Genomic DNA, 9,306 nt, shown 5'->3' with positions numbered 1-9,306 from the left:
ACCGCCGACGGCGGCAACCTGCAGGATTCCGTTGTCGAAGCCACAGATGGTCGCCAACTGCAGGTCAACCGTGATGTCACTTGGCCCTTCGGTGGTCTGAATGTTAAAGGTTTCTGTTTCAGAACAGCCATTGGCATCGGTGATCGTCAGGGTATGCTCTCCTTCGGGCAAGTTGGTTGCGTTGGGCCCGGTCAGGCTGGCATCGTGGCTCCACTCGTAGGTGAAAGGGGGAGCACCTCCGCCAAGTGTAATACTGGCTGTTCCGTCATTTTGGGCGCAGGTCGCAGGTGCAGTGGAGAAGTTGGGCAGCAGTGCGGTAACCTCAGCGGTTACGGTGGCTTGCAGTTCATCAGTACAGCCCGTCGCATCGGTGATCGTCACGTTGTAATCTCCGGCGATAAGGCCATTGGCCTGCGGGGCATTCAGTTCGGCATCATGGCTCCATTTGTAGGTGAAGGGGGCTTGTCCGCCACCATCGTAGCTGATGGTAATGCTGCCGTCAGGAGCGGAGCACGTACTGTTCTCAGTAGAAACCAAACCTATTGATGGTCCATCTAGACTGGAAATGGACGTCTGAACTTCCGCAGAGCAACCCAGGTCACCAGTGATGGTGACACTGTAGTCGCCACTGGTCAGGTTTTCCGCCAGCGGTGCGTTCAGGTCATCGTCGTGGTCCCATTCGTAGGTATAGGGAGCGGTGAGGTTAGCCGTTTCTACCCGGATAAATCCGTTGGCCTGTCCACAACTGGCTTCACCCTGTTCTGCTATCTCTGCAGTTGGGATTTCGCTTTCGCCGATGTTGTACGTCCCGCTGATCGCGCAACTGTTCGCGTCCGTAATGGTCACGGAATAATCACCCGCAGGCAGATTCCTGGCATCGTTGATGGTCAGGTCTGGATCGTGGCTCCAGTCGTAAGTGTATGGAGGATTGCCGCCGACGGCGGCAACCTGCAGGATTCCGTTGTCGAAGCCACAGATGGTCGCCAACTGCAGGTCAACCGTGATGTCACTTGGCCCTTCGGTGGTCTGAATGTTAAAGGTTTCTGTTTCAGAACAGCCATTGGCATCGGTGATCGTCAGGGTATGCTCTCCTTCGGGCAAGTTGGTTGCGTTGGGCCCGGTCAGGCTGGCATCGTGGCTCCACTCGTAGGTGAAAGGGGGAGCACCTCCGCCAAGTGTAATACTGGCTGTTCCGTCATTTTGGGCGCAGGTCGCAGGTGCAGTGGAGAGGTTGGGGAGCAGTGCGGTAATGTCGGCTGTCACGTTTACCAGCAGGGCATTACTACAGCCGGTAGCGTCGGTAATTGTCACACCGTATTGGTCGGCCACGAGATCGTTTGCCTGAGGGTCGTTCAGTTCTGGATCGTGGCTCCAATTGTAGGTGAAAGGGGCTTGCCCGCCACCATCGTAGCTGATGGTAATGCTGCCATCCGCGGCGGCACACGTGCTGCTTTCTACTGATTGTAAACTGATGGATGGGCCTTCGAGACTGGAGATAGTAGTCTGTATCTCGACCGAACAACCCAGGTCTCCCGTAACGGTTACGCTGTAATTCCCACTCGTCAGGTCATCGGCAAGTGGCCCGTCCAGGGCCTCATCGTGACTCCATTCGTAGACGAGTGGCGCACTGAGGTGTTCTGTTTCCACCCGGATGAAACCATTGGCCTGGCCGCAGCTCGCTTCACCTTGATCCACGATTACAGCTGATGGGGTTTCGCTTTCACCGATGTTAAAGGTGCCGCTGATCGAACAATCGTTGTCATCCGTAATGGTGACTGAATAGTCACCGGGAGACAGGTTTCTGGCATCATTTATGGCCAGGTCTGCATCATGACTCCATTCGTAGGTGTACGGGGCGGTACCTCCTACAGGTGCTACCAGCAGAATACCATTGTCGAATCCACAGATGGTGGACAGGTTGGTGATTTGGTTGATGGCCGTTGGCCCTTCAATAAGTTCAATGCTGAAGATCTGCACTTCGGAGCAACCGTTGTTGTCGGTAATGGTTACGGAGTAATCACCTGCTGCCAGATCGTCAAACCGGGCCTGATCTTCGGCCGGGGCGTGACTCCAATTGTAGACGAAAGGTCCAACACCGGAAAGGATCTCAATGGTGGCTGTCCCGTTGTCGTCGGTACAAACGGCATCATGAACCTCGGTAACAACAGCTGCCAGATCAGCCTGCGCTTCAAGGTTTACCGACACCATCGCCGAGCAGCCAAGGCTACCCGTAACGGTAATGTCATAATCCCCCGGAGCGAGATCAGAGGCGGATAGGTCAGTCAGTAAGGGATCGTGACTCCAGGAGGCGGTAACGGGGGCGGACAGAACGGTAAAGGTGAGTTCAATGCTGCCGTTGTCTTCTCCGCAAGTAGGAGCAGTCTGACTTGCAACCGTCAGGGTAGGAGCCTCGCTTCCTTCTATGGTGAATACTGCTTCAATGGTACAGCCATTAGCGTCAGTGGCGGTTACAGAGTAATCGCCCGCTGCCAGATTTAGCGCTTCACCGACCGCAAGGTTTGCATCATGGCTCCAGTTGTAAGTGAAGGGGCCATTACCACCCTGCGGTGTAAGGTCAAGTATGCCATTATCCAGATCACAAAAGGTATGCAGCTGAGTGGTCGCCTCAAGGCCGGTTGGCCCCGAAACAAAAGCGATGTTGAAGTCAAGTTCCAGCGTAACCCCAACCGCATCGGATACCGTAACGATGTAGCTTCCGGATGATAAGTTATCAAAGCTGTTTACATCCTGACCGGGAGCATGGCTCCATTGGTAAGAATAAGGGGCTATACCGGTTGTTACAGTCACGGTAGCCGTACCGTTATCATCGGTACAAATCGCATCCATTAACCCCGTGATTTCAGCGACGACCGGATCAGGGCCATCAAGGACAACGGTAAGGTCGTCCGAACAGCCATTGGCTCCGGTAACGGTAACGGTATAGGAGCCATTGGCCAGGCCTTCAGCCAGCGGTGCATCGAGGTCGGGGTCGTGGCTCCAAACATAGGTTAGCGGCGCGATCATGCCGGAAGTGGTCACACTAATGGAGCCATTTTCTAATCCGGGGTCAGGATCGGTGCTGCTTTCAAGACTGACCACTGGTGTTTCACTGGGATCAATGGTAAAGCTTTCTGTGTAAGAACAGTCGTTGGCGTCAGTTACCGTAACGGTGTATGCTCCGGGAGCAAGTTCTCCGGCTGTATTGCCTTCCAGGTCTGCATCGTGGCTCCATTCATAGGTGTACGGAGGAGTACCGCCCGTAGGAGTTGCTTGCAGAGCACCGTTGTCCAGCCCACAAGTGGTATGCGTGAGAACCGTTGTTGTGATGGCCGTTGGACCGCTGATCAGACCAATACTGAAGGTCTGAACGGAAGTGCATAGGTTCGCATCTTCAACCGTGACGGAGTAGTCTCCTGCATGCAGGTTATTATAACTTTCTTGGCTCACACCAGGCGCGTGGCTCCAGTTGTAGGTGAACGGAGCTAAACCATTGGTCGCTCCAACAGTGGCCGTTCCGGTCCCGTCGATACAAACGGCATCGTTTACGTTTGACAGAACGGTGGCTAGCATCTCTCCGGGGTTGAGGGTAACAGACGTACTTACTGTACATCCCACATCTCCGGTAAGGGTAACGTCGTAGGTTCCCGCAGCAAGGTTAAGGGCGGTCAGGTCAGTGAGGTTTGCATCATGACTCCACATTGCTGTTACGGGTTCGGCCAGGCCGGTATGAGCGAGCGTAATGCTACCATCGTTATTATCACAGGTAGGATCAGTCTGGGTGGTAACCGACATGGTAGGGGCAACACTGCCACTGACGGTGAACGTTTCTGTCGCCTGACAGCCGTTGGCGTCTGTGATGGTGACATCATAGTCACCGGCGGCAAGGTCAGTTAGGGTAGGGCTGTTGATCGCAGGGAAGTCTGCCCAGGTATAGGAATAAGGCGCCACTCCACCCACGGGGATAAAAGAAATAGAACCATTAGCTTCGCTGCACCGGGTACTTTCTACGTTAACGCTGGTTATACCATCGATCGATGATGTACCGGGTAGGAAGAAATCACTTGTATGGAAGCAACCGTTTATATCTGTTACCGTAAAAGAATAGTTCCCCCCCGTCAGGTTCTGGGCTAATGGACCAGTCCGTAATAAGTCATCGCTCCAGGTGTAGGTATAGGGAGGGGTTCCTTCAGTGCTGTTCAAAGTGATGGAGCCGATAGCTTGGGAACAGCTGTCGGAGCTGCTGGCCTCGACCGTTACGGTAGGCGCATCATTAAAACCAGGGATGTGCACGGTGATAGTAGCAGAGCATTGTTCGCCATCCGTTACTGTAACAAGGTAGTCCCCTTCTGCCAAATCGCTGATACTGGGCCCACTTTGTCCGTCCGGCCAACTGTAGGTTAAATTGCCATAAGCGCTGGTAGCGGAAAGTGTAGCTGAGCCGCTATTAGTACCGCAGAAGTCGGTTTGTACATCTTCAATTATTACTTCCACCAAAGGCCCATCCGGAACAAAAACAGATACCGCATCACTTTCACATCCTCTGGAATCACGAACCGAGAACTGGTAAAGCCCACTTGATAAGCCGGTAAACAATTCCTCAGTCTGATAAGTAGATCCTTCCAGCCGATATTCAAAGGGAGGGATTCCGTCATCAGCCGTAACGGATACCGTTCCGTTGTTGCCTCCAAAACAGGTGGGAGGAGTGGGAATGGCAGAAGCTGTGAAGCCTGCGGTGCTTGGTACCTCTCCGGTAATGGTAGTAGAGCAGCCTTCAGCATCCGTAACCAGAATACTGTACATACCTGCTTCAAGGCCGGTAAGGATGTTACTGCTTACGGCTGTTTCACCATTCAGTGAGAAGGTGTATGGGGCTACTCCGCCATCGGGGGTGACGAGAACCTGGCCGTCATCTCCACCATTACAGGTAGGGGCGGTAGGGGTACTGATGGCGGTGAGGTTACCATCCTCCCGGATGAGTTCAACGCTCAAGGGGGTAGTAGGGCCACAGCCACTGTCATCAAGTACCTGAACATTATAAAGACCTTCTTCCAATCCGGTAAAACTCAGGTCACTCTGGGGTGCCCCACCATTAATGGAAACAGTAAAGCTTGCGGAGGCGGGGAAACTGTTTTCCACGATCTCTACGGTAAAGCTTCCCTCATTAGCACAGCCAGGCTGTACGATGTCCACGATCTGTGCCACCAGCGGATCCCGGCCTCCCGGCGAGGCGGATCCTTCCCGCTCGCAACCGTTGGCGTCTACGATCCGGTAATTGTATTCCTGGCGGGTGAGCTCATCCCGGAAAACCGTCCCGTTTTGGGGGATGGAGATTGGGCCAGGGGCGTCGTCCAACCAGTCAAACTGATAGGGGCCAGTGCCGCCATCCAGGTTTAGGGTAATGGTTCCGTTTCCTGCTCCCTGACAGGGGCCTTCGTCAGTAGTGGACACCTCCACGGAAATAGCTCCCGGGGAAGGGGCGATTTCGATGCTCTCTTCTATGTAGCATTCATTGCCATCCTCGATGCCCACCAGAAGATTGCCGGACTGAAGATCGAGAATGTCCAGTACGGCGGGTTGGTCCGCTGGTATTGATGTTACTATCCCATTATGAAAAAAGGTAATTGGCGCTACTCCTCCCGTAACGCGGAGACTTACCTGACCGTCTGCTGCACCAAGGCATGTCTCGCCCTGATTGATTTCTACTACAGCTTCTAGTGGATCGGGTAGCGCTTCTACCTCGAAAGTAAAGGATTGGCAATCCTGGCCGGTAGCAAAGTTGCTCAACTGAACCGTCACCATGCCTGGTACGAAATCCTCCAACAAAATAATAGAATCCGCGGTGGTGACTGACGCAGGAACAGGAATGATGCTACCTCCTGGTGTCTGGGTGCTGAAGGTGAAGACGGTCTCGCCCAGGCCACCTTTCAATTGCAGCAGGCCACGAAGCGGGTCCGCGGGGTCAGGGGGGCACTCTTCGCGTGCAAGAAGTGTCTGGGTGAAGCTAAGCTCGTAGTCTCGCATCGGGCTATAGTCTGGTTGTATGCCATCTGGGAGACTGAAAAGACAATCATTAGCATCCAGCATTTCCACATAATATCTATAGCGTCCCGAAATCTCGTAGGAGGTTTGTGGGGAGAAATCATAAATGACATCATTTATAGGTACTTCTTGTCCAAATATCCTTCGTACGATACTGAAACGGTAGGGTGGCACCCCTCCCGTCATATTGCTAACGGTTAGAATAGCTCCGCTACCATCGCATTCCAGACCTTTCGTGAAAGAGGCTGTGTATGACATAGGGTCGGGGCTGATGAGCTGTAGAAGGTCTTCCGGTGCGGGGGCAGGCGGGTGAGACTGCGCGGTACATTCTGTACCGTTGTCGTAAGTGGTAGACGGTGTAATTCTGGCAAAGTAATAAAGGTCGCTCGGGTCGGTGCCGGAAGAAGCTCCTGTTATGGAATTTTGGGGGTCTGGCAGGCCATCCATCGTAAGGGTCGTGTCCAGAGAGTAGGGCAAACTGTACCGTGAAATGATGACTCCCGGATCGGACGTGGTCGTAGGTGCTTCAGCGGCGTATACGTCCAGTCTAAAAGCTTCATTCGGATCGCCGCCGCCATACCGGACGGTGATGGAACCACCGGGGTCACCGAAGCAGGGTGGGTCTGTTTTTCCGATAATCTCTACGAAAAGAGGTGGGGGCGGTACGGCCGCTACGGGAACGACATTCGAGGGGCAGGTAATCATCCCGTTGGGGTTAAACCGTACAGTGGCCAGTTGGAAGGCATAGTCGCCGGGAGCCTGGTCCCGGAGTAGTAATTCCTGCACTGGAGCGGTGGGACTGGTAAATAAGACTGCCTGTGTACTGCCCAGCGGGATCGCCTGGGCGGGGTCTCCGTCCCGCAGGATGATACTAAATGCACAGGGAGTGGCATCATCGTTGCAGTACCCAACGTCAGGCACACCACTAAACCGGATTCGGAAATCCACCAGAGGGAGCCCGCATTGGTAGCGGGTACTGTAGCTCACATCGAAAATTTCTAGTTCTTCCGGCTCGGTAATCTCGATCAATTGAGAAGCCCGGCACCCATCTTGATCCTCAACCTCCGCCAGATAGGTGCCCGGCAACAGGTTCTCGAACAGGGTCTGGTCGCTGTAAGCTCCGGGTGTACCCCCCGGGGGGGTGAGACGATAAGTCAGTCCTATTCCAGTTCCTGCGAGTTGAATGCTTCCGTCCGCATCTCCATTACAGTCCAGAACAAGCTTGGACGAGTTTTCCTCAGCCATCACGCTGACCATGGTTGAAGACGGAACCCGCACTGGCTGGGTCGCCGAGCAATTACTCGCGTCCGTAACGCTGAAGGAATAATCGCCACCCAACAGGCCAGTAAAAGTATAACGGACAGAACCATCTGTCTGGGGAGTGGCGGAATCTAGTACTCCACCTCCTAGCATTGGGATATACCCGCCAGCTCCGCCAGCCACATCAACGGTAGCTGAGCCACTAGCAGGGTCGCAGGCGGTTGGTGCCACCAGTTCATTAATGGCAATGGTAATGGGAGGGTTTGGAGCAGTAACGGAGAAAGCGTAGGCGCGCGAACAGTAAGGTTGGTCAAACCGACTAAAGGTTACTACATAATCCCCAACATCCAGTTGCGCAGTATAACTACCTCCGCCGGAGATGTTTTGGCGGAATACCTGGCTATCTCCTCCACCAGGGAGTGCCCCTAGCTTTCTGAGCACGACCTGATTAGTGCCCGTGCCGTCATCGGGGGCGAAACTCACCAAAACAGTCCCATCCGCGCAGTTCAGCATTAGGCTCTCTCCCGGTTGTGGGGCAAACGTACCGCTGGCCCGGTTAGTGACAGGATCTATAGTTAAGTGTTCAGATATTTGTTGACACCCCCCGCCGTCATTTAGCGTGAAAAAATACGTCCCGGGGTTCAAGCCCGTAAACTCGTGTACCGTAGAGGAAGATAAATTCATGACCTCCGCAATGGGGGTCAGCGGATCATCTTCATGGTATAGCATTATATCCACCTGGCTCGCGTGATTAGGATTTCCGCCAGCAGCAAATATTGAGCCGGTAAGTTGCTCACAACCTGTGGGCCGGATGCCCGAGGTGGTGATCACGGGAGCATTGCGGCTAACGATTTCAATATCCTCACTGAAAGTACTACAGGCGGGGAGGATTAAGTCCGCGGCGTCGCGCGTAAGCCGGGTAATGATAATATTGTAATTATCCCTTGGAATATCTTCTAATACGAGCGGCAAATTTGGGTTGTCTATGGGCTGGTAATTTCCTATAATCCCGGAGGAAGGCCGCAACTGGACACGAAATTCATCCTGCGGACGTAGGTTCTCGATGCTGTTGAGGGTGATACTGCCGTGGAGCTCCCCGGGGCAGGGGTTTTCGTAAGAAATATGGATGTCGGAAGAGAGGATACTGGGCATAACGTCCACGAAATCCTGATTGAGTTCCACAGGCTCTGCTTGCGTTAGGCACGGCCCGAGAACGGCTCTAAACATGCTATTGCCATCCAGGGAAATGCGCTGTGAATTACTAGTGGGGATGCTGTTAGTATATTGAACCCAAGTAGCTCCGTTGTCAGTTGATTGCTCATAATATACGTAGCCTCCAGATAAGCTGTTGTTCAACTGAGTGGTCATATAAACTTGTCCACCCGCACAAACATCCGCTACCGGTTCGCCATCAATATTACCGGAAATGTTTATTCTTTGTATTAAATTCTGGGCCTCAAATTCCACCGAAAACTCCAACTTAAAAGGGGAGTCGGGATCAAATACAGTACCGTCTACTATACGTATGTTAGGCTGATTCGGAACAAGGGTCTCTGGTCTCCAGATTAAGCTGCCGATGCTTGCCATTGTTATTATATAGTCATCGTTTGCATCGGGTGTGTCGCTATTGCCGGCATCTTCTTCCCAGGCGTCGAGGTCATCAAAGACGACCCCGATGCCCGAATTACAGAGGTTGATGGTCCGATGACCAGAAACTAGGTCTCCGGTGACGACGGTTTGATCGTCGATGTCGATCCATCCGGTCGTCTGAATATTGTCTAATTCTACCAGAATGGTATTGGCTATTGGGGAGCCTAAGCCCTGTAACCGCGCATTGATAAGATAGCGGGGATCGGGACCTCGCTCGTCCTGAGCGATGGGCATGTCACAGTACACCCGCGTCAGTTTTACGGTATAAGTTATGCTCGCTGGGTCTTGCGCAAATAGCAGAACAGGCGTGCAAAAGGAAAGTAAGAACAGGTAGTGGAAGACTTTCATTCTAGGGAA

At 53.3% G+C, this 9,306-nt stretch carries 1 protein-coding gene; it reads right to left on the bottom strand.

Annotation, left to right across the window (positions count from 1 at the left end; all coding sequences use genetic code 11):
• The coding region (locus tag FUA23_RS14190) for a SprB repeat-containing protein (protein WP_147931411.1) at window positions 1-9,297 on the bottom strand (9,297 nt) is incomplete at its 3' end.
• Window positions 9,298-9,306: the final 9 nt, after the last annotated feature.

Source organism: Neolewinella aurantiaca, from assembly GCF_008014675.1.
Lineage (GTDB): Bacteria > Bacteroidota > Bacteroidia > Chitinophagales > Saprospiraceae > Neolewinella > Neolewinella aurantiaca.
Note: the sequence above shows the minus strand (reverse complement) of the source record. Positions and strands in the feature narration are given on the sequence as shown.